The sequence below is a fragment of the Streptococcus sp. 2018110 genome (assembly GCF_019754115.1).
Taxonomy (GTDB): domain Bacteria; phylum Bacillota; class Bacilli; order Lactobacillales; family Streptococcaceae; genus Streptococcus; species Streptococcus hashimotonensis.
Genome location: NZ_JAIJZO010000005.1, coordinates 67,748 through 92,704, shown reverse-complemented (window position 1 = coordinate 92,704; position 24,957 = coordinate 67,748). Strand labels below are relative to the sequence as shown.

General features: G+C 40.0%; 23 protein-coding genes. 19 read left to right on the top strand and 4 right to left on the bottom strand.

The genetic code is table 11. The features are described 5' to 3' along the window. Position 1 precedes the first annotated feature (1 nt). The 3 genes from K5Q34_RS05085 to K5Q34_RS05080 all read left to right on the top strand — a co-directional run bounded on the left by K5Q34_RS05085 (position 2) and on the right by K5Q34_RS05080 (position 3,449). On the top strand, positions 2-2,101 hold the full coding sequence (locus tag K5Q34_RS05085; protein WP_172115783.1) for a UvrD-helicase domain-containing protein: 2,100 nt from the start codon (positions 2-4) through the stop codon (positions 2,099-2,101). A gap of 196 nt (positions 2,102-2,297) precedes the next feature. Next, positions 2,298-2,552: a hypothetical protein gene (locus K5Q34_RS11780; protein ID WP_244230415.1), complete on the top strand. Its 255-nt coding sequence runs from the start codon at positions 2,298-2,300 to the stop codon at positions 2,550-2,552. A 69-nt stretch (positions 2,553-2,621) separates the two neighbouring features. Further along, positions 2,622-3,449 (top strand): DUF3427 domain-containing protein, encoded by an 828-nt coding sequence (locus K5Q34_RS05080; RefSeq protein WP_253214087.1) that lies wholly within the window; start codon positions 2,622-2,624, stop codon positions 3,447-3,449. A gap of 24 nt (positions 3,450-3,473) precedes the next feature. On the opposite strand, the gene K5Q34_RS05075 is transcribed toward K5Q34_RS05080, so the two are convergent. Beyond that, a complete protein-coding gene (locus tag K5Q34_RS05075; RefSeq protein ID WP_172115784.1) occupies positions 3,474-3,866 on the bottom strand; it encodes a (deoxy)nucleoside triphosphate pyrophosphohydrolase in 393 nt (130 codons plus the stop codon). A 77-nt stretch (positions 3,867-3,943) separates the two neighbouring features. On the opposite strand from K5Q34_RS05075, the gene K5Q34_RS05070 reads away from it, so the two are divergent. From K5Q34_RS05070 to ileS, 16 genes are all read left to right on the top strand, one after another. Further along, positions 3,944-4,993, top strand: a complete 1,050-nt coding sequence (locus K5Q34_RS05070; RefSeq protein WP_221864609.1) for an MmcQ/YjbR family DNA-binding protein — start codon at positions 3,944-3,946, stop codon at positions 4,991-4,993. An 82-nt stretch (positions 4,994-5,075) separates the two neighbouring features. Continuing rightward, positions 5,076-6,068 carry an aspartate--ammonia ligase gene (gene asnA / locus K5Q34_RS05065; RefSeq protein ID WP_221864608.1) on the top strand — a complete coding sequence of 331 codons (993 nt, stop codon included), beginning with the start codon at positions 5,076-5,078 and terminating at the stop codon, positions 6,066-6,068. Positions 6,069-6,200: 132 nt separating this feature from the next. Then, a complete protein-coding gene (gene typA / locus K5Q34_RS05060; RefSeq protein WP_009909450.1) occupies positions 6,201-8,048 on the top strand; it encodes a translational GTPase TypA in 1,848 nt (615 codons plus the stop codon). A 17-nt stretch (positions 8,049-8,065) separates the two neighbouring features. Further along, on the top strand, positions 8,066-8,356 hold the full coding sequence (locus tag K5Q34_RS05055) for a DUF3165 family protein (protein ID WP_099832401.1): 291 nt from the start codon (positions 8,066-8,068) through the stop codon (positions 8,354-8,356). A 97-nt stretch (positions 8,357-8,453) separates the two neighbouring features. Next, on the top strand, positions 8,454-9,803 hold the full coding sequence (gene murD, locus K5Q34_RS05050) for a UDP-N-acetylmuramoyl-L-alanine--D-glutamate ligase (protein ID WP_172115786.1): 1,350 nt from the start codon (positions 8,454-8,456) through the stop codon (positions 9,801-9,803). 2 nt (positions 9,804-9,805) lie between these two features. After that, on the top strand, positions 9,806-10,870 hold the full coding sequence (locus K5Q34_RS05045) for a UDP-N-acetylglucosamine--N-acetylmuramyl-(pentapeptide) pyrophosphoryl-undecaprenol N-acetylglucosamine transferase (RefSeq protein ID WP_032500041.1): 1,065 nt from the start codon (positions 9,806-9,808) through the stop codon (positions 10,868-10,870). A gap of 5 nt (positions 10,871-10,875) precedes the next feature. Continuing rightward, entirely contained in the window at positions 10,876-11,958 is a 1,083-nt protein-coding gene (locus K5Q34_RS05040; RefSeq protein ID WP_105151135.1) for a cell division protein FtsQ/DivIB, read from the top strand. Between the two features lie 153 nt (positions 11,959-12,111). Beyond that, on the top strand, positions 12,112-13,488 hold the full coding sequence (gene ftsA / locus K5Q34_RS05035; protein WP_024409158.1) for a cell division protein FtsA: 1,377 nt from the start codon (positions 12,112-12,114) through the stop codon (positions 13,486-13,488). 25 nt (positions 13,489-13,513) lie between these two features. Beyond that, positions 13,514-14,743 (top strand): cell division protein FtsZ, encoded by a 1,230-nt coding sequence (gene ftsZ, locus K5Q34_RS05030; protein ID WP_029171401.1) that lies wholly within the window; start codon positions 13,514-13,516, stop codon positions 14,741-14,743. Positions 14,744-14,749: 6 nt separating this feature from the next. Then, positions 14,750-15,421 carry a YggS family pyridoxal phosphate-dependent enzyme gene (locus K5Q34_RS05025; protein WP_011922038.1) on the top strand — a complete coding sequence of 224 codons (672 nt, stop codon included), beginning with the start codon at positions 14,750-14,752 and terminating at the stop codon, positions 15,419-15,421. A 16-nt stretch (positions 15,422-15,437) separates the two neighbouring features. Then, complete coding sequence (locus tag K5Q34_RS05020) at positions 15,438-16,004, top strand: cell division protein SepF (protein WP_024406976.1); 567 nt, start codon at positions 15,438-15,440, stop codon at positions 16,002-16,004. Positions 16,005-16,008: 4 nt separating this feature from the next. Next, positions 16,009-16,272, top strand: coding sequence for a YggT family protein (locus tag K5Q34_RS05015; protein WP_002943042.1), 264 nt, complete (start codon positions 16,009-16,011; stop codon positions 16,270-16,272). A 2-nt stretch (positions 16,273-16,274) separates the two neighbouring features. Further along, positions 16,275-17,066, top strand: coding sequence for an RNA-binding protein (locus K5Q34_RS05010; RefSeq protein ID WP_105139517.1), 792 nt, complete (start codon positions 16,275-16,277; stop codon positions 17,064-17,066). Positions 17,067-17,074: 8 nt separating this feature from the next. After that, entirely contained in the window at positions 17,075-17,764 is a 690-nt protein-coding gene (locus tag K5Q34_RS05005) for a DivIVA domain-containing protein (RefSeq protein ID WP_024385043.1), read from the top strand. A 231-nt stretch (positions 17,765-17,995) separates the two neighbouring features. Next, the gene (locus tag K5Q34_RS05000; RefSeq protein WP_172115787.1) at positions 17,996-18,439 is read left to right on the top strand and encodes a GNAT family N-acetyltransferase; all 444 of its coding nucleotides are present in this window, start codon (positions 17,996-17,998) and stop codon (positions 18,437-18,439) included. Between the two features lie 10 nt (positions 18,440-18,449). Beyond that, a complete protein-coding gene (gene ileS / locus K5Q34_RS04995) occupies positions 18,450-21,239 on the top strand; it encodes an isoleucine--tRNA ligase (protein WP_208547091.1) in 2,790 nt (929 codons plus the stop codon). A gap of 312 nt (positions 21,240-21,551) precedes the next feature. Here the strand turns inward: ileS and K5Q34_RS04990 are convergent, their stop codons facing one another. The 3 genes from K5Q34_RS04990 to K5Q34_RS04980 all read right to left on the bottom strand — a co-directional run bounded on the left by K5Q34_RS04990 (position 21,552) and on the right by K5Q34_RS04980 (position 24,790). Further along, on the bottom strand, positions 21,552-21,860 hold the full coding sequence (locus tag K5Q34_RS04990) for a DUF1827 family protein (RefSeq protein ID WP_002938710.1): 309 nt from the start codon (positions 21,858-21,860) through the stop codon (positions 21,552-21,554). Between the two features lie 54 nt (positions 21,861-21,914). Continuing rightward, positions 21,915-22,376: an NUDIX hydrolase gene (locus K5Q34_RS04985; protein WP_002938708.1), complete on the bottom strand. Its 462-nt coding sequence runs from the start codon at positions 22,374-22,376 to the stop codon at positions 21,915-21,917. 185 nt (positions 22,377-22,561) lie between these two features. Then, entirely contained in the window at positions 22,562-24,790 is a 2,229-nt protein-coding gene (locus K5Q34_RS04980) for an ATP-dependent Clp protease ATP-binding subunit (RefSeq protein WP_015646546.1), read from the bottom strand. Positions 24,791-24,957: the final 167 nt, after the last annotated feature.

Genomic DNA, 24,957 nt, shown 5'->3' with positions numbered 1-24,957 from the left:
GATGAATTATATTATTACAAATGAGAATTTGGATAAGGAAAAAGAGTCGTTGGGCCAAATTAAGAAAAATCTAGAGGAGTTTCATTCATTTTATCTTGATGCGGGAGCAGGTTCTGGGAAAACATATACCCTTGTAAAATCTATCAGCTTTGTTTTAAGTAAATATCAGTCAATGTTTAAATCTTATCGACAAAAAATACTATGTATAACATATACAAATGTTGCGGCTGATGAGATAAAAGATAGAGTTGGCAGCAGTGAATTTATTGAAGTATCTACGATACACAGATTTTTATCTGATATGATTATGAATTTTCAGGAAGATTTAAGGGATATTCATTTGGAAAAACTCAAATACGAGTGCCATAAATTGTTTTTTCAAACGGCGTTGCCAGAATGTATATATCAGATGGAGATCGAAAAATGTATAGATAGAGATAGATTAGAAAATATTAAGCAAATAAAGTGGGCGAAGAAAAAGTATGAAAAACCAGAGTTTATAAGCGAAATGGCAAGATTAAAAGATAAAATATTCTCTGAGGATGATGTTGATAAATATCTTAAAGAAGATTATGGAATAATAAAGAATGAATTTCATACTATTTCATCAAGTAAATCTAATTTTGATGCTTATCTAAAAAAACTCATTAAAATAAAAAAATATAAAAAGATAATACTTGATGGCATAAGCAAAAAAATAGAATATACATCAGATTTTAATTATGATATGTTAGAGAATATGTGCATTAGTCATGATACTCTTCTTGAATATTGTTATCAACTATTTAAGCGTAACGATATCGTTAAACAATTATTATTTGATAGCTATCCAATTATTTTTATAGATGAATATCAAGATACTAGCCAATATGTTATACAATTAATTCAGCTAGTTGAGGAATACTGTTATTTAAGAAATAAAAAATTTTTAGTAGGTTATTTTGGTGATGTTAAACAATCAATTTATGATAATGGTGTCGGCAGATATTTTCAAGAATTATATCGTAATAAAATCTCAGATGAGATAATTGAAGGTAAAATTACCAGAGTAAAAAAAGAATTTAACAGGCGTTCATCCAATGAAATAATTCAATTAGCTAATAAAATAAGAAGTGATGATTTAGAACAACAATCAATTTACAATGATTTTATTGGAGAAAGAGTTATTTATTCAAATAAATCATTTGAAGAAGTGAAAAATGAGTTGCTTAGAAAGTGGAATATAGATTATAACAATCCTCTAGATTGTTTAGTATTAAATAGAAAAACGATAGCTATAGATGCAGGCTTTAATAGTATTTTTGACATCTATAATAAAACATATTATTTTTATAATGATAAGGATGTATTATTCAATAGGGAAAAACTTAGTTTGGTTTCTAAAGCATTGTATAAAATTACACTCATTTTTCGAAAATCAATATCGGGAGAGGAGTTTCTTATCGGAACTTTATTTGACTTAAGTGAGTTTAATAAGCAAAATGGTCTAAGTCAAAAAGCTTTAAGAAAGGTAGTTCAAGTATTACGGGAAAAACATAATGATTTAGAAAGTATAACTTTAGAAGGATATCTTAAATTACTATTTGATGTGCCAGATAAAATTTTTTCAGAAAGTGAAAAACAGATTTACAAATCATTATTTAAGTTTGGAAATGATAGAACTATATTTGAATATGAATCGTTTATAGAGTATCTTTTAAAGTATTTTAATTTGAAAGATGATAGGTACATAAAAGAATTACTTGTTATCGATATGCGAGAATTTGTTAATTGGTCTGATTATATTGATGAGAGTAGTAGAGAAATTATTTTTCATACCTATCATGGATCAAAAGGAGAAGAGTATGACAATGTTTTGATTGTGTTAGAAGATACCTTCGGTCCTAATAATAATTTAAAACATTTTAACAAATTGTTTAAATTCTTGAATGGGGAGTTTAATGATATCGTTGATGAAGAAATAATAAGTTTACAAAATCTTTTGTATGTTGCAGTGACAAGAGCAAAAAGAAATCTTTGTATTTTATATACTGGTCGAGATGAGGGACTTAAATTAGGTGTTAGTAAATTTTATGGAGAAAATTTTTCATCATTAGGCTAGAATTATACTAATTATATTGGGGTAAGTTATTTAAGAATTAAGTATCTCATTATTAATCAGAGAATTTAAGATAAATCCCCCTATTTTAATTCCAGAACTTTACATCCCTCCCAATATATAAGATACGATTATTGATTTCATTGGAAACTATCAAAACAACTATCTAATTCCAGTTGCACTTTTTGGCGACCAGTCTATGAACAAGGACAATTATCGTCGTGAAGTCAGAGAGCCCAATATATTAAAAGGATTGACGACAATTAACTTTGAGAAGGTTGCCAAAGAACAAATTTTTTCATCTATCACAAACACGACACTTTCATCAATTAAAATTTTACGAGATGCTTTTAAAGACTTAGAGAACAAGTTGGGTAGAATTCCATATCTATCAGATTTTGTAAAATTGAAAAGCATTGATCCGCTTGTCTTTTTTGAAAATTCCAGTTTCTAAAATTATGGAGATGTCATCAATAAATTTTCAGAAGAAACAATTCTTCTATCAGAAGTTGAAAAGCGATTTTTGAATTTTATTACGTTTGAAATTTTGAATGGAAAACGAAAACATGAACTGTATTTGTTGAAATTACTTGTCGAAAATGATGGCATAGTTTCATCAGATAAGTGGTTTGAATGTATTATTGAGCACGACTTGGATTTTAGAACAGAAGTTCTGGACTCTGTAACAAGGGTGTTGAATTTATCGTTTTTAAAAGCACAAGAGCAGAAGAAATATGGTACGGATGCACTGGTTACTTTTGACGGTGAACTGTATCGGTTGAATGAAGAAATCCAAGAATCTTTGGTGAATAATACCAAATTCATTCAATTATTTTTGGATGTTATTGAAACAGGGATTCTAAAATCGAAAGATTATCCTGAAACTTTTACACTTGGTCAAAAGTATACCCGACGTGATGTACTAAAATTAATGAATGTCTCAAAAGACGAGCCGCCTTTAAATATTGGTGGATATAAAATAGACAAGGAAACCAATTCTTGTCCGATTTTCATCACTTACCATAAAAGTGATGATATTAGTGATACTATAAAATACGAGGATGAACTTCTGAATGAGTCAACTTTGAAGTGGTTTTCAAAGAACAAACGTACATTAGATTCTAATGATGTATCGACGATCATCAACTCTAATGAAAATGAATTGAGGTTAGAACTTTTTGTCATAAAAGATGATTCAGAAGGTGGAGAATTTTATTATCTTGGTCCACTAAGATACGTTGAAAATAGTGCAAGTGAAGTGATGAAAAATGGGGACTCTGTAGTCCAAATGTTATTTAAGTTGGATTCACCAGTGGAGACGAACTTGTATAAATACCTGACGGATAAATAAAAAGATAGAGATTCTTGCGAATCTCTATCTTTTTTGCAAACAGTTAACAGCTGGAATATCTACTGGTGCCCATTCTAAGTCATCTAATTGTTCGATTGGAAGCCATTTAGCATCCTGGTGTTCTAATAATGTTAAATTTCCAGCGACTAATTTTGAACGGTAGGTTTTCATTGTAACAATGCCAAAGTCATATTCGTAGGAGGCTTCGTTGATGAAGGAAATGATTTCTATTTCAGAATCAAATTCTTCTTTGATTTCGCGAACTAAAGCCTCTTCAGGAGTCTCACCTTGCTCAAGCTTTCCTCCAGGGAATTCCCAATAGCCCCCTAGGCTCTTTCCTTCAGGACGCTGGGCACAAAAGATTTTTCCATCTTTTTCGATTGCCGCTGCTACGACATTAATAATTTTTTTTGACAAGATTTGACCTCCACAATAAACTCTTTAACAGATTTTGTTATACTTTCTATATATATTACTTTAAAAAAGGATTCAAAATGTCTAGACAAATTGCACACCTCCCCTCTCTCCTCCCTTTCGGTTTTATCCTCTCCGACAATCGTTACACCTACCGTGAGGTGTTCATGGAGGGGCAGTTTGAGGCGGTGGTGGAGGTTGATGAGGCTGGTCAGCTGTCGTCCTTTGTCTGGGATTGTGAGATGGAGGAGGTCTATACCGCCCATCAGGTGACTGCGCCAGCAGGGGCTTTTGTGGGGCAGGTGAGAGAAAGCTATCAGTCCATTTTGGATCGAGTAGAGGAGGCTTGTTGTGTCGCTCTGCCATTTTCCAAAGACCAAAGCAACCGCATAGCCCAGCTCATCAAGGAGCAGTGGGGTGACCTGCCTGACTATCCCTTTGCCAAGTTGCCGACCTATGGGGCCTTTCGCCACCCCGCCAATAACAAGTGGTACGCTTTGGTCAGTCAGATTCCGAGAGATAAGTTGGACGGGAGTGGGTCGCAGGAGCTGGTGGAGATTGTCAATCTCAAGGTTGACGGTCGGGAAATAGCAGAGCTGTTGAGCCAGTCGGGTATCTACCCTGCTTACCACATGTCAAAGAAGGCCTGGGTGTCAGTCTTGCTGGATGAGACTGTGGAGGACCAGATGGTTTTTGCCCTCCTTGAGAAAAGTCGCTATCTAGTAGGACCAAAATCCTACAAGGCGGATCAAGGGCCTGATTATTGGGTTATTCCAGCCAATCCAAAGGTCTATGATATTGATACTGAGTTTGCGGAAAATAAGGTAGTCTATTGGTCGCAAAAATCAACCATTCAAGCTGGGGACTTCGTAGCCATCTACGTGACGGCACCAGTACAGGCCATTCGTTATGTTTGTCGTGTCTTAGGAGCAAATTTAGAAAATCAGGGTGAATCAGACATTCCTACAGAAAAGAAACTCATGCAGGTCGAATTGCTCGCTCAGTTTTCCGATGATGTTTTGCCGAGAGCGCGCATGATGGATTTGGGAGTCAGGGCGGTGCGTGGTCCGAGACGCTTGACAGAGGGAGTGATAGAAGTACTGACATCCGAAGTGAAAAACCTCCATTAAATTATCAGAATATTTAATAAAAAGACTTTACAAGTAGGTAAAAAAGAGTATAATAAGGTGTATAAATTTAAGGAGGTAAGGTATGAAGAAAAGCTTCATTCATCAGCAAGAGGAGATTTCTTTCGTCAAAAATACATTTACGCAGTATTTGAAAGACAAGCTAGAAATCGTAGAAGTGCAAGGACCGATTTTGAGTCGTGTCGGGGATGGTATGCAGGATAATTTATCCGGTGTGGAGAATGCGGTCACTGTTAATGTGAAGTTGATTCCAGATGCGACCTATGAAGTGGTTCACTCACTTGCTAAGTGGAAGCGCCATACCTTGGCTCGATTCGGTTTTAATGAGGGAGAAGGGCTCTTTGTTCACATGAAGGCTCTTCGTCCTGACGAGGATTCCTTGGATCCCATTCACTCAGTATACGTGGATCAATGGGACTGGGAGAAGGTCATCCCTGATGGTCGTCGGAATTTAGCTTACTTGAAAGAAGCAGTGGAACAGATTTACAAGGCTATCCGTCTGACCGAATTGGCAGTTGAAGCTCGTTATGATATTGAGTCTGTTTTGCCTAAGAAAATCACCTTTATCCACACGGAGGATTTGGTCAAGAACTTCCCAGACTTGACACCAAAAGAGCGTGAGAATGTGGTTGCCAAAGAATACGGCGCAGTTTTCCTAATCGGTATTGGTGGTGAACTGGCAGACGGTAAACCACATGATGGACGCGCCCCAGACTATGATGACTGGACAAGCCCATCAGAAGCAGGCTACAAAGGACTCAATGGAGACATCTTGGTTTGGAACGAAGCACTTGGTTCAGCCTTTGAGTTGTCCTCAATGGGGATTCGTGTGGATGAAGAAGCGCTTAAGCGTCAGGTTGCTATTACAGGCGACGAGGACCGTTTGGAATTTGATTGGCATCGTGCCCTTTTGAATGGTCTCTTCCCGCTTTCGATTGGTGGCGGTATCGGTCAATCCCGTTTGGCCATGTTCTTGCTTCGTAAGAAACATATTGGTGAAGTGCAGTCTAGTGTGTGGCCACAAGAAGTGCGCGATAATTTTGAGAACATTTTATAAGAGATTGGCTTCAATCTCTTTTCTTCTGCTTTCAATCTGCTATCTGAAAACATTTACAACAAGATTATCTGTGATTTTTACGCCAATCTATGATATACTTTTTTAGTTAAATTAAAATATACAGAGGATATTATGACAAAACTTAGAGAAGACATCCGTAACGTAGCCATTATTGCCCACGTTGACCACGGAAAAACAACCCTCGTTGATGAATTATTGAAACAATCCCAAACGCTTGATGAGCGTACGCAATTGGATGAGCGTGCCATGGACTCAAATGACATCGAAAAAGAGCGTGGTATCACCATCCTTGCAAAAAATACTGCCGTAGCTTATAACGGTACTCGTATCAACATCATGGACACACCAGGACACGCAGACTTCGGTGGTGAGGTTGAGCGTATTATGAAAATGGTTGACGGTGTTGTGCTTGTCGTGGATGCTTACGAAGGGACTATGCCACAGACTCGTTTCGTATTGAAAAAAGCCCTTGAGCAAAACTTGACACCTATCGTGGTTGTGAATAAGATTGACAAACCATCTGCTCGTCCAGAAGAAGTTGTAGATGAAGTGCTTGAACTCTTCATCGAATTAGGTGCAGATGATGACCAGTTGGAGTTCCCAGTGGTTTATGCATCAGCTATCAACGGTACTTCATCTTTGTCTGACAATCCAGCAGACCAAGAAGAAACAATGGCACCAATTTTCGATACCATCATCGAGCATATCCCTGCACCAGTGGATAACTCAGATGAGCCTTTGCAGTTCCAAGTATCCCTTTTGGACTATAACGACTTCGTAGGTCGTATCGGTATCGGTCGTGTCTTCCGTGGTACTGTTAAAGTAGGTGACCAAGTTACCCTTTCTAAACTAGATGGCACAACGAAAAACTTCCGCGTTACAAAACTCTTTGGTTTCTTCGGCCTTGAGCGTAAGGAAATCCAAGAAGCGAAAGCTGGTGATTTGATTGCCGTTTCTGGTATGGAAGACATCTTCGTTGGTGAAACTGTGACTCCGACAGATGCAGTTGAGGCACTTCCAGTTCTTCGTATCGATGAGCCAACTCTTCAAATGACTTTCTTGGTGAACAACTCACCGTTTGCAGGTCGTGAAGGTAAATGGGTGACATCTCGCAAGATTGAAGAGCGCCTTTTGGCTGAGTTGCAAACGGACGTTTCTCTCCGTGTTGACCCTACTGACTCTCCAGATAAATGGACTGTTTCGGGTCGTGGTGAATTGCACTTGTCTATCTTGATTGAAACCATGCGTCGTGAAGGCTATGAGCTTCAAGTATCACGTCCAGAAGTTATCATCAAGGAAATCGACGGCGTGAAAATGGAGCCATTCGAGCGCGTGCAAATCGATACTCCAGAAGAATACCAAGGTTCTGTTATCCAATCCCTATCTGAGCGTAAGGGTGATATGTTGGATATGGTTGCGACAGGTAATGGTCAAACGCGTCTTGTTTTCCTTGTGCCTGCGCGTGGTTTGATTGGTTATTCAACAGAATTCCTTTCAATGACTCGTGGTTACGGTATCATGAACCATACTTTCGACCAATACTTGCCTGTTGTTCAAGGTGAGATCGGTGGTCGTCACCGTGGTGCCCTTGTCTCTATCGACCAAGGTAAGGCAACGACATACTCGATCATGCGTATCGAAGAGCGTGGTACAATCTTCGTTAACCCAGGTACTGAGGTTTATGAAGGAATGATTATCGGTGAAAACTCACGTGAAAATGACTTGACCGTTAACATTACGACTGCTAAACAAATGACCAACGTTCGTTCAGCTACCAAAGACCAAACGTCAGTTATTAAGACACCACGTATCTTGACTCTTGAAGAATCACTAGAATTCTTGAACGATGATGAATACATGGAAGTAACGCCAGAATCTATCCGTCTTCGTAAGCAAATCTTGAACAAGGCAGAGCGTGATAAGGCTGCGAAAAAGAAAAAATTAGCGACTGAGGAATAATTTCTAGGAGAAGAAGCATGTTTTATTTAATCCTCGCCATCATGTTAGTACTTTTTTATATTTTTATTGCACCTCGCAATATTAAGGGGACTATGAATTTGATTGCGGCAGTATTTTTACTGGTAGCATTAGCGATTGCCTTGGTACTTGGATTTTTAAGAATCATGCAATTTCCAAAGGAAATTTGGGTTGGTCTACTAATGATTCTGATTGGTTTTTGGGCGATGCGGGATATTTATTATCTCGATAAAGAACCTAAAGACAGGCAGAGGAGAACAGAGCGACCTGATCCTTATAGATATAGATGAAATTAACCGACGCTTTGCGTCGGTTTTTCTGTCCTCTGGCTTGAAAAAGGTCTTCGTAAAGGGTAAAATAAGGTGTTAGAAAGTAAAGGTAATTGAGATGAAGATGATTGATATTGTAAAAAATAAGAAAGTGTTAGTGCTAGGTTTAGCTAAATCAGGGGAATCCGCAGCCCGTCTCCTGGATAAATTGGGTGCTATCGTCACTGTTAACGATGGGAAGCCTTTTGAAGAAAATCCGACTGCTCAATCTTTGTTGGAAGATGGTATCCGTGTTATTTGCGGGAGCCATCCCTTGGAATTGTTGGATGAAGATTTCGCTTTGATGGTAAAAAATCCAGGAATTCGTTATGATAATCCGATGGTTGAAAAAGCAATTGGAAGAGGAATTCCAGTATGGACAGAGGTTGAGTTGGCCTACTTGGTATCAGATGCTCCAATTGTGGGGATTACAGGTTCGAACGGTAAGACAACGACAACGACCATGATTGCAGAAGTCTTGAATGCTGGAAATAAACCTGCAAAATTATGTGGAAATATTGGTTACCCAGCATCTTCGGTCGCTCAAACTGCGACTGCAGAGGATACCTTGGTCATGGAATTATCGTCTTTCCAGTTAATGGGGACAGAATCTTTCCGCCCGCATATCGCCGTTGTGACTAATCTTATTGCCAGTCATATTGATTATCATGGGACTTTTGAAGACTATGTAGCAGCAAAATGGATGATTCAGCGTCAGATGACGGCTGAGGATTTTGTAGTGCTCAACTTCAACCAGAAAGAAGCCAAGGAATTGGCTGGACAGACCAAAGCAACTGTAGTTCCTTTTTCTACGCTGGAAGTGGTTGATGGAGCTTATTTGGCAGATGGAAAACTCTATTTCAAGGGTGAATACATCATGGATGCGGACCAAATTGGTGTTCCAGGTTCACACAATGTTGAAAATGCCTTGGCAACCATTGTGGTTGCAAAATTGTTGGGAGTAGACCACCAAGCGATTCAGGAAAGTTTGTCTGCCTTTGGAGGTGTCAAACACCGCTTGCAATTTGTAGGCGAGATCAATGGGGTTTCCTTCTATAATGATAGCAAGTCTACCAATATTTTGGCGACTCAAAAAGCTCTTTCAGGGTTTGACAATAGCAAGGTCATTTTGATTGCAGGAGGCTTGGACCGTGGCAATGAATTTGATGAATTAATCCCTGATTTAGTCGGACTAAAGAAAATGGTGATCCTTGGTCAATCAGCTCCCCGTGTTCAACGTGCAGCAGATAAGGCAGAAGTGGAAACGATAGAAGCTCTTGATATTGCGGATGCGACTAGAAAAGCCTTTGCCATTGCAGAAAAAGGAGATATCGTCCTTTTGAGTCCAGCCAATGCAAGCTGGGATATGTATGCCAATTTTGAAGTGCGTGGTGACGTCTTCTTACAGACCTTTGAGGAGTTGAAATAATCATGAAAAAAATTGTTTTTACAGGCGGAGGGACTGTTGGGCATGTGACGCTCAATCTCCTTTTGATTCCGCGATTTTTGGAAGAAGGCTGGGAAGTCCACTATATTGGTGATGGGAACGGTATTGAACATGAGCAGGTTGTGAAATCAGGTTTAGATGTTCATTTTCATTCTATTTCGACTGGGAAATTGCGCCGTTATTTCTCTTTTCAAAATATGTTGGACGTGTTTAAAGTTGGTTTTGGTGTTCTTCAATCCTTGGCCATTATTGCTAAAATTCGTCCGCAAGCTCTTTTTTCAAAAGGTGGGTTTGTATCGGTTCCGCCAGTTATTGCGGCTAATTTGCTGCGGGTTCCGGTCTTTATCCATGAATCAGACTTAACAATGGGACTGGCCAATAAAATTGCCTATAAATTTGCGACAACCATGTATAGTACTTTTGAGCAACCTGCCAGCTTGACTAAAGTAAAACATGTTGGTGCGGTTACAAAAGTTGGGCAAACGAATGACAAAGTTACACCAATTCAGTTGCCAGAAATTCTCAGTCACTTCGATAAAAGTCTACCGACCCTACTGTTTGTAGGTGGTTCGGGCGGTGCTAAGGTTTTTAATGATTTAATCAGTCAGAATAGTGCTGCTCTGACCGAACGATTCAATATTATCAACTTGACAGGGGACAGTAGTCTCAATCAATTAGATAAAAACCTATATAGAGTTGACTATGTGACAGAACTTTATCAACCCTTGATGGATTTAGCGGATGTCGTTATTACCCGTGGTGGTTCCAATACTCTGTTTGAGTTGATTGCCATGCAACAACTCCATTTGATTGTGCCACTAGGAAGGCAGGCCAGTCGAGGGGATCAGATTGAAAATGCTCTCTATGCAGAGAAAAAGGGATATTCTAAGCAGATTGATGAAAGTCAATTGACATTTGCCAGTCTGTTAGTAGAAGTTGATGAGCTATTGAAAAATAAGGAATTTTATATCCAAAACATGGCAAATTCTAATGAAATTCAGTCAGTAGATAGTTTTTACAATTTGCTTAGAGAAGATATGGGAAGGTAGGTTCTATGACGGAAAAAGATTCAAATGTAGAAGAATCAGTGCTAGAAGTGGAACAGGCATCCCAAGTAGAATTGGATTCAGAACAAATTTCACCAGCGGAGAAAGGATCTGTATTAGCCGAAGAAAAAGGACTTTCTACGGATGTAGACATACCTGAGATGACTGCTCCGAATGATGAAAAAAGTGCCTTTTTCGAACAATGGAAAGCACGCCACCAAGCCTACCTTGCTCATAAAGATGAGGCAGAAGTTCAGGCAGTTGACGAAGGGCAGACAGAACAGAAGAGCCCAAAAGCTAGAAAGAGTAAAAGAGTCCTTTTTCAGGGAATAAACAGAAGACAAGAGAGTCGGGAATCCAAAAAGGAAACAAAGAAAGAGGTTCAAACTTTAAAAGCTGATATTCCTTCCAAGGTAGTGTGGAAAGCCGTTCCAGTTCTTGTGACGAGCTTGTTATTGGCAGCCTTGGCTCTGTATTTTATTTCTCCAACCAGCAAGAAAAAACAAATAGAGGTCGTTGGAAATGAGCGACTAACTGCTGAGCAAGTAGAAAATTATAGCCTTATCTCTCCAGATGATTACATTGTAACCATAGCTTTGCATGCAGATGCTTACGCAAAGAATATTAAGAAGAATAGTTCGTCTGTAGAGACTGCAACAATCAAGTTCCAGTTTCCAGCTACCTTTACGATTCAAATTAAAGAATACGCTATAATAGGCTACATTCAGCAACAAAGTCAGTGGTATCCAGTATTGTCTAGTGGAGAGGTTGGTGGAGAGTCGATTTCACAGGATTCCTTGCCAGAAGGCTACCCAACGATTAATTTATCCGACAAGGAATTAATCAAGGAACTGGCCATTGAATTGGGGAAAATAGATACAGGAATTCGTTCTGCTATTCAGACAATAAATTTAACGCCAAGTAAAGTGACCGCGGATTTGCTGACACTCAATATGGCAGATGGGAACACGGTTTTAGTTCCATTGAGTGAGATTAGTCAGAAGTTGCCTTACTATACAAAAATAGCGGCAGAAGTGACAGTTCCAACGACAATTGATATGGAAGTTGGCATTTATAGATATGCAAGCTAAAATAGACAATTTTGTAAAGAAAAAGTAATAAAAAAAACCTTTAAAATCACCAAAAATCGATATAATATGGTATAATGAAGGGTGACTAATTATACTATTTTTTCAAAATGGAAGATGATTTGTTAAAGTTGGAAGTAAGAGAGGACTGATAGAATGGCTAGAAACGGCTTTTTTACGGGATTAGATATTGGTACAAGCTCCGTTAAAGTCTTGGTTGCAGAATATATTGATAACGAAATGAATGTGATTGGGGTCAGCAATGTAAAAAGTGCTGGCGTCAAAGATGGAATTATTGTAAATATTGAGGTGGCTGCTGGAGCGATTAAAAAAGCGATCGAGCAGGCAGAAGAAAAGTCAGGTATCCGCATTGAAAAGGTAAATGTTGGATTACCTGCCAACCTTCTTCAGATTGAACCAACTCAAGGGATGATTCCTGTTACAACAGATTCACAAGAAATTACAGACTTGGATGTTGAGAATGTTGTAAAATCAGCATTGACAAAGAGTATGACTCCGGAACGCGAAGTGATTTCATTTATTCCAGAAGAGTTCACTGTCGATGGATTCCAAGGCATTAAGGACCCTCGTGGAATGATGGGAATTCGCTTGGAAATGCGTGGGATGCTGTACACAGGACCACGTACCATTCTTCACAATCTTCGTAAAACGGTGGAGCGTGCAGGTGTCCAAGTTGAAAATATTGTAATTTCTCCGTTGGCACTAACTCGCTCTGTATTGAATGAAGGTGAACGTGAGTTTGGTGCGACTGTCATTGATCTTGGTGGCGGTCAAACGACGGTGGCTGTTATGCGTGGCCAAGAGTTGCAATACACAAACATCTACCAAGAAGGTGGAGATTATATCACAAACGATATTTCAAAAGTATTGACAACTTCAAAGAGTATTGCTGAAAACTTGAAATACAACTACGGCATTGCCTATCCGCAAGATGCAAGTGATAAGGAAAAGTTCACTGTCGAAGTGATTGGAGAAAACGCTCCAGTTGAAGTGACCGAGCGCTACCTTTCAGAAGTGATTGCGGCACGTTTACGTCAGATTTTTGACCGTGTAAAACAAGATTTGGAGCGTACACGTGCTCTAGATTTACCAGGTGGCATTGTTCTTGTAGGTGGTGGTGCTATCTTACCAGGAATTACAGAATTGGCCCAAGAAGTGTTTGGTGTTAATACTAAACTTTTTGTTCCAAATCAAATTGGTATCCGCAATCCAGCATTTGCAAGTGTGATTAGCTTTGTTGAGTATGTTGGTGAGTTGGAAGATGTTGAAAATATCGCCCAACATGCGGTGAATGGTGAAACTCTTTTGAGACATAAACCTGTTGAAATATCTGTAACTCGTCCTCGAATTAGTCAGCCAATTCAAAAAGAAATCGTGAGCGAATTGAACACTGTGGAGCATGTTGATGAGCAAGTGATTCCTGCTTATCATGATGAGGAAGAGGTTCGTCCAGCTGCTAAGGGAAACATCACAGATCGCATTCGTGGTTTGTTTGGCAGCATGTTTGAATAAGAGAAAAGAAAAGGTGATTTAAACTATGGCATTTTCATTTGAAGCAGCAGCTAGTCATGGTGCTGTCATTAAAGTAATCGGTGTCGGCGGTGGTGGCGGAAACGCGATTAACCGTATGATTGAAGAAGGTGTTGCTGGGGTTGAGTTCATTGCAGCAAACACAGATGTACAAGCGCTAAGTAGCTCTAAAGCTGAAACAGTTATCCAACTAGGTCCTAAATTGACTCGTGGTTTGGGTGCTGGAGGTCAACCTGAGGTTGGTCGTAAAGCTGCTGAGGAAAGCGAAGAAGCATTGACTAATGTATTAACTGGTGCAGATATGGTCTTCATCACTGCTGGTATGGGCGGTGGTTCAGGGACAGGTGCGGCTCCTGTTATTGCACGTATTGCTAAAAACTTGGGTGCCTTGACTGTCGCAGTTGTGACTCGTCCGTTTGGTTTTGAAGGAAATAAACGTGGAAACTTTGCGATTGAGGGAATTGAAGGTCTTCGCGAACAAGTAGATACACTCTTAATTATTTCAAACAACAACCTTCTTGAAATTGTTGATAAGAAAACACCGCTTTTAGAAGCACTAAGCGAAGCTGATAATGTTCTTCGTCAAGGTGTTCAAGGAATTACAGACTTGATTACAAATCCTGGTTTGATTAACTTGGACTTTGCAGATGTGAAGACAGTTATGGAAAACAAAGGAAACGCCTTGATGGGTATCGGTATCGGTACTGGTGAGGACCGAGTGATTGAGGCGGCTCGTAAAGCGATTTATTCTCCTCTTCTTGAAACAACAATTGATGGTGCAGAGGATGTCATTGTCAATGTTACAGGTGGTTATGACATGACTCTGACAGAAGCAGAAGATGCTTCGGAAATCGTTAATCAGGCTGCGGGTCAAGGTGTTAACATTTGGTTGGGTACATCTATTGATGAAACAATGAAAGATGAGATTCGTGTGACTGTTGTGGCTACAGGTGTTCGTCAAGATACTGCTGATAAACCAGTCCGCCATCGCACGGAAGCTGTTTCACCACGCCCTTCTCAACGCTTTGATCATTCAGTAGCATCAGCACCAACTCGTGGAGCTGTACAACAAACTGAAGCGCCGAAAGCTTCTGCCTTCGGAGAGTGGGATTTACGTCGTGAAAACTTGATTCGTCCAACTGACGCAGAACCAACATCCACTGTTTCCGTCGAAAAATTTACAATGGATCAAGATGAGGATGAATTGGATACACCACCATTCTTCCGTAATCGCTAAACTAAAATGAATTTTCAAAAGAATAAGGATGCTATCTTTTCAGCAGTTGCAAAAGCTGCTGAGAAGGCAGGTCGTCCGAGTGAATCAGTAAAGGTAATAGCTGTCACCAAATATGTTGACAGCTCTATTGCTAATCAGCTAGTGAATACTGGAATTACTCATATTGGAGAAAATCGAGTCGATCAGTTTTTGGAAAAGTATAATGCCCTAGCAGACAAACAATTGACATGGCATTTGATAGGGACTTTACAGAGAAGAAAGGTCAAGGACATTATTCCATTTGTTGATTATTTCCACGCCCTAGACTCTGTCAAACTAGCTCAGGAAATAGATAAACGTGCGACTAAAATAGTCAAGTGTTTCCTCCAAGTCAACGTTTCCGGTGAGGAGAGTAAGCATGGCTTTGCAGTATCTGAGATTGATGCGGCACTTGCTGAAATTAGTTTATTGGAGAACATTGAACTTGTTGGATTGATGACGATGGCACCGATTGATGCTACAGATGATGAATTAGACGAGATTTTTTCTAAAATGCAGGAAATCCAAGAAGAACTAGCTACAAGGAACTTACCACGTATGCCCTTTACAGAGTTAAGTATGGGAATGAGTGGGGACTTTGAACGCGCCATTGCTCACGGAGCTACATATGTGAGAATTGGCTCAGCATTCTTTGAATAATGGAGAGGAGGAAAATATGGCATTAAAAGATACATTTAAGAACTTATTTAATTACTTTGAAGTTGACGAAGTCAATGAAGTTGAAGAACAGGCAGATGCCTATTCAATGCCTAATGATCGTCCTAAAATGCGTGTTGCCAATACTACTACAGCTGCACCTGTGCGCGAACAGCAGCCAAAAGTAGAGACGCGTCGGGAAGCACGTTCAGAAAGTCAACTTCAACGCCTACATGAAAGGCAGCAAGAATTGATGACTAATAATAACGAAAAAGAGATTGTCAAAACTACAATTGATATTAAGTTTCCAAAACGTTATGAAGATGCACCAGAGATGGTAAATCTTTTACTAGACAATGCGAGTATTCTCATTGATTTTCAATATATGTCGGAGCAACAAGCAAGACGTTGCCTAGACTACTTGGATGGTGCTCGTTCAGTATTATCTGGAAATTTGAAAAAGGTCTCAAATACCATGTGGCTGTTAACTCCAGTAAATGTCACAGTCAATATTGAAGAATTGCGCAATGCTGGTACAACTACTGGTGCGGCTGATTCAAATTTTGACTTTGATATAAAACGGTAACGCTATGCAAATTTTGATTTTTTTACTATTAAAAATTGTAGAAATTTATTCCTATCTCTTATTGGCATACGCTTTGCTAAGTTGGTTCCCTAGCCTATATACAAGCTCGATTGGACGTTTGATTCAATGGCTGGTAGCACCCATTTTAAAACCCTTTAGGCGATTTAATCTGCAATTTATGGGGTTGGATTGGACCGTAATGGCAGCCATGATTGCGCTTAATATGGGAACTCGCTTCTTGGTTCAATTATTGCTACTGTTAGCATAGTTATGAAAAATGACAAAAACTTATTGCAACATTTTTCTAGGGAAGAAAGAGAGTTTGTAGAGAAAATAATGGATATGTGTCAGCAAGTTGAAGATACGTATTCATATAAATTAACTCACTTTTTACATCCTAGACAAGATGAAATTGTATGCAAAATTGCTAACTACTACCAGTTACAAACGTTTTCTAGTCGGGACTTTGTTTCGACTGAACATTCGCGGGTTATTATTGCCCCGGCTTATTATGAGTTGGACATCAAGGACTTTGAGTTAACCGCTCTTCATTTGTCCTATGCTAGAAAATTTCACACCTTATCCCATTCACAAGTTCTTGGAACTTTTCTCAATCAACTAGGGATTAAAAGGGAGTATTTGGGTGATATTTTGATTGATGATGAACGATTGATTGTCTTTATCGATCAGAAATTTGGGCAGATTGCCTTACAATCTATCACTAAAATTGCTCGTGTCCCTGTTAAGGGAAAGGAAGAAGAATGGATGACTGTTCGACTACCGATTGGACAGGAATGGCGTTCAAAGGATGTTTTGGTTTCCAGTATGAGATTGGATAAATTGATTTCGGTCGCATTTAATCTTTCAAGGGCAACTGCAAATAAGTTGATTGAGGCTGGACATGTGAAATTGGATTATGTTCTGACAGAACAAACCAGTAAATTAGTTGAAATAGGGCAATTAATTAGTGTTAGGAGATATGGTAGAGTTCGCCTAAATGAATTTTTAGGTTTTTCTAAGCAAGGGAAGATAAAATTAAAGTTAGACATTGTTAAAACTTAGGAGGAAAGATGGCACTTACAGCATTAGAATTAAAAGATAAAACCTTTGCTACAAAATTTAGAGGATACGACGCAGATGAAGTTGATGACTTTTTGGACATTGTAACGCGTGATTATGAGGATTTAATTCGTAAAAACCATGACCAAGAGTTAGAATTGAAAAATTTGCGGGAACGTTTGGCTTATTTTGATGAGATGAAAGAATCATTGAGTAAATCAGTTCTTTTAGCTCAAGATACAGCTGAGAAAGTAAAGGTTGCGGCCGAAGATCAAGCGGCAAATATTATTAAACAAGCTGACTATGATGCGGCAACATTGTTACATGAAGCTAAAGATAAGGCAAATGAAATTCTTCGTAATGCGACTGACAACGCGAAAAAAGTTGTCATTGAGACTGAAGAATTAAAAAACAAGACACGTATTTTCCATCAGCGTCTGAAATCAACAGTTGAAAGCCAATTATCATTGGTTAATTCATCTGAATGGGAGGAAATTCTTCGCCCAACAGCAAGTTACATTCAAACAAGTGACGAGGCTTTCCGTGATGTTCTTCATAAGGCTTTGGATGAAGAATTACCTGTTGAAGAAGAAAGTTTGGATTATACACGTCAATTGACACCAGAAGAAATTGCAGAATTAACTCGTCAGGCAGCAGCCTTTGAGAGTGGAGAGTCTGTAGAAATTTCAACAGAAGAATAATAAAGATCATAAGCAGAGACACGGTCGGTAGAAATATTTATAGCGAGTAGGAGATGGTGGAAGCCCTACAATCTCTTTCTATGGATCATCACTTTGTTTGATTTTTCCTGAAAATAGTAAGGAAAGACGCCCGTTCACGTTACGAACATAGAGGGATAGGGGAAACTCTATCTAAACTAAGGTGGTACCACGAACTTTCGTCCTTATTTGGCGGGAGTTTTTTTTATTTTTATGATACGATTAGAATTAGTAAACAAGGACAACTTTGAAGCAGTGTTACAAGTTCAACTTGCACCTGAGGACCAGCGCCGAGTGGCATCGGTTGAATATTCTTTAGCCCAGGCTTGGCTATATAAAGATTCGGGAATGATTCTACCATATACTGTGCTATCTGGCGGAAAAGTTGTCGGTTTTGCAATGTTATCTATTGAACCCAAAGATAATAGTTATTATTTATGGCGCTTGTTGATTGATAAGGATTTTCAAAATCGTGGATACGGAAAGGAAGCCATCCAGCAAATGATTGGAAAGGCGAAGGCGGATCCGCTTTGTCATAAAATTTCTATAAATTATGTTATTGGCAATCATAAAATGAGGTACATTTTAGAAAAACTTGGTTTTCAATCCGTTGGTTTAGAAGGCCAAGAAATGAAAATGGAATTAATTATAAGATAAAGGAGTTATGATGAAACTAAAAGAAACACTCAATTTAGGTAAGACAGCATTTCCTATGCGTGCAGGCTTACCAACACGTGAACCAGAATGGCAAAAGGCTTGGGATGAAGCAAACTTGTATGCTCGTCGCCAAGAACTCAATGAAGGCAAACCTGCCTTCCACCTCCACGATGGCCCTCCATACGCTAACGGAAATATCCACGTTGGACACGCTTTGAACAAGATTTCTAAAGATATTATCGTTCGCTCTAAGTCAATGTCTGGCTTCCGTGCACCATTTGTACCGGGTTGGGATACGCATGGTCTTCCTATTGAGCAAGTCTTGGCAAAACAAGGTGTTAAGCGCAAGGAAATGGACTTGGTAGAATACCTTGAAATGTGTCGTGATTACGCTCTTAGCCAAGTTGACAAACAACGTGATGATTTCAAACGCTTGGGTGTTTCTGCAGACTGGGAAAATCCATACATCACCTTGACGAAAGACTATGAAGCAGCTCAAATCCGTGTCTTCGGTGCTATGGCAGACAAGGGCTATATTTACCGTGGTGCCAAGCCTGTCTACTGGTCATGGTCATCTGAATCTGCCCTTGCAGAAGCTGAAATTGAATACCACGACATTGACTCAACATCTCTTTATTATGCTAACAAGGTCAAAGATGGCAAGGGGCTCTTGGATACAGACAGCTACATCGTTGTCTGGACAACAACTCCATTTACAGTAACGGCTTCTCGCGGTTTGACAATGGGAGCAGACATTGACTATGTCTTGGTTCAACCAGCTGGTTCTGACCGTAAGTATGTCTTGGCAGAAGCCTTGGTTGACAACTTGGCAGCCAAATTCGGTTGGGAATCCTTCGAAGTGATTTCAAAACACAAGGGTGCTGAGTTTGAATACATCGTGACCGAACACCCATGGGATAGAGAAGTTGATGAATTGGTTATCTTAGGTGACCATGTCACAACGGACTCGGGTACTGGTATCGTCCATACGGCTCCAGGTTTTGGTGAGGATGACTATAATGTCGGTGTCAAATATGACTTGGAGGTTGCGGTAACTGTCAACGAACGCGGCTTGATGAATGAAGCTGCGGGTCCTGATTTTGAAGGGCAATTCTATGACAAGGTTGTACCAACGGTTAAGGAAAAATTAGGCGACTTGCTTCTTGCTAGTGAAGTGATTAATCACTCTTATCCATTTGACTGGAGAACCAAGAAGCCAATCATCTGGCGTGCAGTACCGCAATGGTTTGCCTCTGTTTCTAAGTTCCGTCAGGAAATCTTGGACCAAATCGAAGCAACGACCTTTATTCCTGCTTGGGGTAAAACACGTCTTTACAACATGATCCGTGACCGCGGTGACTGGGTCATCTCTCGTCAGCGTGCCTGGGGTGTGCCGCTTCCAATCTTCTATGCAGAAGATGGTACAGCGATTATGACCAAGGAAGTGACGGACCATGTTGCAGCTCTCTTTGAAGAGCATGGTTCTATCATCTGGTGGAAATCAGAAGCAAAAGATCTTTTGCCAGCTGGTTTCACTCATCCAGGTTCACCAAATGGCGAATTTACCAAAGAAACAGACATCATGGACGTATGGTTTGACTCTGGTTCATCTTGGAATGGTGTCATGAACGCACGTGAAAATCTTGCCTACCCAGCAGACCTCTACCTAGAAGGTTCTGACCAATACCGTGGTTGGTTTAACTCATCCTTGATTACCTCTGTAGCCGTAAATGGTCATGCGCCATACAAGGCTGTCTTGTCACAAGGTTTTGTCTTAGATGGCAAAGGTATGAAGATGTCTAAATCTCTTGGAAATACCATTCTACCAAGTGATGTTGAGAAACAATTTGGTGCAGAAATCTTGCGTCTGTGGGTGACATCTGTTGATACTTCAAACGACGTACGTGTGTCTATGGATATTCTTGGACAGGTATCTGAAACCTATCGTAAAATCCGTAATACCCTTCGCTTCTTGATTGCCAACACTTCTGATTTCAATCCTGCAAGTGATGCGGTGGCTTACGAAGAGCTTCGTTCTGTTGACCAATATCTCTTGGTGAAATTCAATAAATTGGTAGCTCAAATCCGTGAAGCTTACGATAATTATGATTTCATGGGCATCTACAAATCTGTAGTGAACTTTGTAACCCTTGATTTGTCAGCCTTCTACCTCGATTTTGCCAAAGATGTTGTCTACATTGATGGTGCTAAATCACTCTCTCGTCGTCAGATGCAGACAGTTTTCTATGACATCTTGGTGAAAATTACCAAGCTCTTGACCCCAATCTTGCCACACACAGCAGAAGAAATTTGGTCATACTTGGAACACGAAGCAGAAGAGTTTGTACAATTGGCGGAAATGCCAGAGGTGGAAACCTTTGCCAATGAAGCGCAACTTTTGGCTGATTGGGAAAACTTTATGGTCTTCCGTACTCAGGCACAAAAAGCCTTGGAAGAAGCACGTAATGCCAAAGTCATCGGTAAATCACTTGAAGCTCATTTGACTGCCTATGTCTCAGCTGAAACCAAGTCCTTCTTGGAGAGCTTGAATGCAGACCTTGCTCAGTTGCTTATTGTTTCTAATCTTACAGTAACAACGGAAGTAGCTCCTGAAAGTGCTGTTCTGGTAGAAGAAGTTGCCTTTACTGTAGAGCGTGCAAGCGGTGAAGTATGTGACCGTTGCCGCCGCATTGATACTAGTGTTGTAGAACGTAGCTATGGTGCGACAATCTGTGACCACTGTGCAAGCGTAGTGGAAGAAAACTTTGCTGAAGCAGTAGCTCAAGGTTTTGAAGCTTAAGTAATCACAATACATTTGTTAAAGTCTATCTAGTGATAGGCTTTTTTTGTAGTACTCTTCGAAAATCAAAATTATCCGTTGTCAAGAGCCTTGATGAGTGAAAAGCTCCATTGGAGCTTCAGAACGTAGACAAACTCCTAAAAATATAAAAATTGAAGAAGTTTGCGAAAGATAGCAAGTCATTAAACTCTTAGAAACATTGATATTTCGGCATTTTTGAGAGTTTTTTTATTTTCAACATAAAGAAAAAAGATTGAAGAAAATTGTCCAAAATGGACTTTTTCTTCAATCTGAAAGAAGCCAATTGGCTTCTTACACTTCTGCGATAATGGGAATAGACATTTCAATCAAACGGTCTGTGTGAATCGTTTGAATGGCAGCCTTGTTAATAGTTCGTTCATCAATTTTTCGATGAAGGAAGAAATCACGAATTTGCTCGATTTCATTTTGTTGTACTGCACGGTATTTATTACTGATCAAGAGTTCATAATGACGGGGTGCCTGTGTGAAAATAACGTCTGTATTCCCTGCAGAATAAGTCTCTACTAGGAAAGCATCAGTATTAGCCAACTGGCTTTGGACAAGATTGGGATGACTATTTGTCGTGTTAATGATTTTCATGTGGAACCTCCTCTATCTCTTTGGCTACATTATAGCACGATTAGAGTGTTTTTACTAGTTATTGAATGAATTTTCTTGCAATTTCCATTGTTCAATGCCCCATTTGTGACTACCACGTTTGAGTTTATCGATGGCTTCATTGACTGGGAACCAGGCAATATGGTTGAAATCTTCTAGTGGTTGCCCTATTTGATGATAGCTAGTTACTTCATAGATGTAGGCTGGATTATAGAAATGGGTATCGCGGTGGCTAGAGTAGAAGTATTCGTCAGCCTGACCAAAGTATTTTCCGATTTCAGCGGTGAATCCAAGCTCTTCCATCAATTCGCGCTCCAAGGCAATGAGGTGATTTTCTCCCTTTTCAATTTCTCCACCAGGAAGAAACCAAGCTCCGTTTGGCGCTTGAACGAGTATGATCTGTTCTTTCTTTTCATCTGGGATAACTGCGTAAACACCAAAGCGACTCTGGTAGCTGACGCCAGCCTTCTTTTCTCCAAATACAGCGATTTTCTCCATAGGCAATTCTATCCTCTTTCATAATTGGAATGAGTTGTATACATTATACCACTTTTTTATTATTTTTCCTTGTGATAGGCTTTACAAAGTAAAGTTTTTTTATAGGATGGAGATGGGGAAAAATTTAGAAAAATAGAATATCAAAACAGTAAAATAGGCTACTCGTAGGGAGCAGCTCTATTTTCTTATTTTGTCTTTGTTTGTGCCTTGATTTGAATTGTACCTTTACTTGACATGACAGCACGTAGGTCTTTTTCTGCTGGATGTTCTAAGTAGAAGTCGGTGATAGCGTCTTCAATCTGATCTTGGATGGTTCTGCGTAGTGGACGAGCTCCCATCTTTGGATCGTAGCCAAGGTCCACTAATTTCTCCTTAACTTTATCTGTTACATGGAGGCTGATGCCATTGTGAGAAAGGCGTTTGTTCACATCGTCTAGCATGAGGCTGACGATTTCAAGTAGGTTTTCCTTGCTCAGTGGTTGGAACTCAATAATGCCGTCAAATCGGTTCATAAATTCAGGTGTGAAGAAATTGCTAAGTTGGCCAAGGACTGATTGAGTCCGCCCTTCCATAGCCGCACCAAAACCGACACTTGCTTCAACTTTTCCAGTACCAGCATTTGATGTCATGATGATGATGGTATCTTTGAAGCTGACTGTCCGACCTTGTCCATCTGTCAGACGCCCATCGTCTAAGACCTGAAGGAACATGTGCATGACATCTGGGTGGGCTTTTTCAACTTCGTCAAGGAGGATGAGTGAATAAGGATTACGACGGACTTTTTCAGTCAATTGTCCAGCCTCCTCATAGCCTACATAGCCTGGAGGAGCTCCGACGAGTTTAGCGACAGCGTGTTTTTCCATGTATTCGGACATGTCGAAGCGGATCATGCTGTCCGCCGAACCGAAGAGTTCGATAGCTAATTGCTTAGACAATTCGGTTTTACCGACACCTGTTGGTCCGACAAAGAGGAAGGATCCAATTGGACGATTTGGAGCACCGAGACCGACACGATTACGGCGGATGGCTTTAGCTATCTTATCAACTGCTTCATCTTGTCCGATAACATGGGCTTTTAAGTCACTAGCGAGGTTCACAAGCTGGGACTGTTCCTTTTCTTTTAAATCACCAACTGGGATATTTGTTTTTTGCTCAACGATGGCCTCAATTTCTTTCTCAGTAATGAGTGGAATATCTTCCTCGCTGATAGTTGCCTTTTGCATCTCCTTGTACTTAGCAATTTGGTCACGGAAATAGGCCGCTTTTTCATAGTCCTCATCCCGTGTAGCTTGTGCTTTACGATTTTCAGCATCAATCAGGCGTTGGTCAATTTCTTTTGGATCAATAAAGTTGAGGGTCAAATTCATTTTTGAACCAGCTTCATCCAGAAGGTCAATAGCCTTGTCTGGTAGGAAACGGTCTTGAATGTAGCGGTTGGACAATACTGCGGCAGCTTCGATAGCTGCATCGGAGTATTTAACATGATGGTAATCCTGGTATTTATTTTGGATACCTTTGAGAATGGTAATGGTTTCTTCGACACTTGGTTCTTCAACTTTTACAGGTTGCATACGGCGCTCTAGGGCGGCATCTTTTTCGATAATACGGTACTCGTTGAGCGTTGTTGCACCGACTAGTTGCATTTCACCACGTGCGAGGGCTGGTTTGAGGATATTGCCAGCATCCATGTTGCCATCGCCTGCAGAACCAGCACCGACAATTTCGTGAATCTCGTCAATAAAAAGAATGATTTCGCGACGATTACGGATTTCTTCCATGAGTTTTTGCATGCGTTCTTCAAATTGTCCGCGGATACCTGTTCCTTGTACGAGGCTGACAACATCCAGACGAATGACTTCCTTGTCTCGTAATTTCTGTGGGACATCGCCATCGACAATTTTTTGAGCCAAGCCTTCAACAACCGCTGTTTTACCTACTCCAGGCTCACCGATAAGAACAGGGTTATTTTTTGTACGACGGTTGAGAATTTCGATGACACGGGTAATTTCTTGATCGCGACCGATTACTGGATCAATATCCCCACGACGGGCAATTTCGGTAACGTTGATACCAAATTCTTCAAGGAGCCCATTTGGTTGTTGGGGTTGTTGCGGAGGAGGGGTCTGTCCACCACGTCCATTATGCCCACCAGCTTGAGTGGGAGGAGTCTGTTCGCGATTTTTTCCAGCAGGGGTATTGCCAGGATAGCCACCTAGGTGATTGAAGAATTCACTAAAGGGATCCATGTTGTTAGGATTTGTTAAATCTCCCAACCCACGTAGGATAGCATTATTAGGGTCTGTTTTCATGATTTGGTAGCAGTTGTGACAGAGGTCTACCTGCTGCTGTTTACCGTTTAAGTTGGTGTAGAGATGGATCGTTGCGTCGTTGATATTACAATTTTTGCAGAGCATAATTCTACCTCTTTCTGTGAAAAATGTGACCTATTGTTAAATAGTCAAAAAAGGTCAGTTCTAGCTTTATTATAACAAGATTCATAGAAAAATCAAGAAACTGCTACGCTTGGAAAAACTTTCTATGAAAAATAGGGCGATAGGAAGAAAATAGGGAAAAAATAAGA

What these genes read in the sequence shown, in the direction of transcription:
- K5Q34_RS05085 (WP_172115783.1), top strand. Translation starts at nt 2, where the DNA reads ATGAATTATATTATTACAAATGAGAATTTGGATAAGGAAAAAGAGTCG.
- K5Q34_RS11780 (WP_244230415.1), top strand. Translation starts at nt 2,298, where the DNA reads ATGAACAAGGACAATTATCGTCGTGAAGTCAGAGAGCCCAATATATTA.
- K5Q34_RS05070 (WP_221864609.1), top strand. Translation starts at nt 3,944, where the DNA reads ATGTCTAGACAAATTGCACACCTCCCCTCTCTCCTCCCTTTCGGTTTT.
- asnA (WP_221864608.1), top strand. Translation starts at nt 5,076, where the DNA reads ATGAAGAAAAGCTTCATTCATCAGCAAGAGGAGATTTCTTTCGTCAAA.
- typA (WP_009909450.1), top strand. Translation starts at nt 6,201, where the DNA reads ATGACAAAACTTAGAGAAGACATCCGTAACGTAGCCATTATTGCCCAC.
- K5Q34_RS05055 (WP_099832401.1), top strand. Translation starts at nt 8,066, where the DNA reads ATGTTTTATTTAATCCTCGCCATCATGTTAGTACTTTTTTATATTTTT.
- murD (WP_172115786.1), top strand. Translation starts at nt 8,454, where the DNA reads ATGAAGATGATTGATATTGTAAAAAATAAGAAAGTGTTAGTGCTAGGT.
- K5Q34_RS05045 (WP_032500041.1), top strand. Translation starts at nt 9,806, where the DNA reads ATGAAAAAAATTGTTTTTACAGGCGGAGGGACTGTTGGGCATGTGACG.
- K5Q34_RS05040 (WP_105151135.1), top strand. Translation starts at nt 10,876, where the DNA reads ATGACGGAAAAAGATTCAAATGTAGAAGAATCAGTGCTAGAAGTGGAA.
- ftsA (WP_024409158.1), top strand. Translation starts at nt 12,112, where the DNA reads ATGGCTAGAAACGGCTTTTTTACGGGATTAGATATTGGTACAAGCTCC.
- ftsZ (WP_029171401.1), top strand. Translation starts at nt 13,514, where the DNA reads ATGGCATTTTCATTTGAAGCAGCAGCTAGTCATGGTGCTGTCATTAAA.
- K5Q34_RS05025 (WP_011922038.1), top strand. Translation starts at nt 14,750, where the DNA reads ATGAATTTTCAAAAGAATAAGGATGCTATCTTTTCAGCAGTTGCAAAA.
- K5Q34_RS05020 (WP_024406976.1), top strand. Translation starts at nt 15,438, where the DNA reads ATGGCATTAAAAGATACATTTAAGAACTTATTTAATTACTTTGAAGTT.
- K5Q34_RS05015 (WP_002943042.1), top strand. Translation starts at nt 16,009, where the DNA reads ATGCAAATTTTGATTTTTTTACTATTAAAAATTGTAGAAATTTATTCC.
- K5Q34_RS05010 (WP_105139517.1), top strand. Translation starts at nt 16,275, where the DNA reads ATGAAAAATGACAAAAACTTATTGCAACATTTTTCTAGGGAAGAAAGA.
- K5Q34_RS05005 (WP_024385043.1), top strand. Translation starts at nt 17,075, where the DNA reads ATGGCACTTACAGCATTAGAATTAAAAGATAAAACCTTTGCTACAAAA.
- K5Q34_RS05000 (WP_172115787.1), top strand. Translation starts at nt 17,996, where the DNA reads ATGATACGATTAGAATTAGTAAACAAGGACAACTTTGAAGCAGTGTTA.
- ileS (WP_208547091.1), top strand. Translation starts at nt 18,450, where the DNA reads ATGAAACTAAAAGAAACACTCAATTTAGGTAAGACAGCATTTCCTATG.
- K5Q34_RS04990 (WP_002938710.1), bottom strand. Translation starts at nt 21,860, where the DNA reads ATGAAAATCATTAACACGACAAATAGTCATCCCAATCTTGTCCAAAGC.
- K5Q34_RS04985 (WP_002938708.1), bottom strand. Translation starts at nt 22,376, where the DNA reads ATGGAGAAAATCGCTGTATTTGGAGAAAAGAAGGCTGGCGTCAGCTAC.
- K5Q34_RS04980 (WP_015646546.1), bottom strand. Translation starts at nt 24,790, where the DNA reads ATGCTCTGCAAAAATTGTAATATCAACGACGCAACGATCCATCTCTAC.